Source organism: Neisseria sp. 19428wB4_WF04 (assembly GCF_015235335.1).
In the GTDB taxonomy this organism is placed as follows: Bacteria; Pseudomonadota; Gammaproteobacteria; order Burkholderiales; family Neisseriaceae; genus Neisseria; species Neisseria musculi.
In genome coordinates, this window is record NZ_JADGLG010000235.1 from 1 (window position 1) to 253 (window position 253).

Below are 253 nucleotides of genomic sequence, written 5' to 3' on the forward strand. Positions count from 1 at the left end.
CGACCGAAAATCTTTTCCTCTGTTCTTGAAAGAATGTGAGTTTCGTTTTAACTTCGGGACACCAAAGCAGCAGTTAAAAACTTTGCGGCTTTGGTGTGGTGTTTAGGGCTAATCTACTTCAGCCCCATAAATAAAGTTTCAGTTTCATGGTTTTGCTCCGTAATGAATATTGTGGCGGTACCGCCCTTCTTCCCTCATCTGTCCGGTACTGCATTCATCATAAACGATGGGTCCCGTTTTTCAAATACTTTTC

At 42.3% G+C, this 253-nt stretch carries 1 pseudogene; it reads left to right on the top strand.

From position 1 onward, the window contains the following. Positions 1–106, top strand: a pseudogene (locus tag IR141_RS13130) (IS1595 family transposase); the annotation flags it as partial. Between the last annotated feature and the right edge of the window lie 147 nt (positions 107–253).